Raw genomic sequence first — 325 nt, forward strand, 5'->3', positions numbered from 1 at the left:
CCCCCCACCCCACCCCCCCCCCCCCCCCCCCCCCCACCACAAACAAAACAAAAACCAACCAAAAACCAAACAAACCACCAGCCACCCCCCCCAACAAAAAAAAAAACAACAAAACAAAACAACACACAACAAAAAACAACAACAACAAAAAAAACAAAAAAAAAAAAAACAAAAAAAAACCCCCCACAAACAACAAACACCCCACCACAAACACACCCCCCCCCACCAAAAAAAAAACAAAAAAAAAAAAAAAAAAAACAAAACACCAACACCCCCACAAACAAAAACCACACCCCACACACCCCAACCAAAAAACCACCCCAAC

General features: G+C 43.1%; 1 protein-coding gene. It reads right to left on the reverse strand.

Annotation, left to right across the window (positions count from 1 at the left end):
• Window positions 1-325 (reverse strand): hypothetical protein (locus PUR56_RS43115; protein ID WP_329947354.1); only part of this gene is annotated, 325 nt, incomplete at both ends.

The organism is Streptomyces sp. BE303, from assembly GCF_036290945.1.
Taxonomy (GTDB): Bacteria; Actinomycetota; Actinomycetes; order Streptomycetales; family Streptomycetaceae; genus Kitasatospora.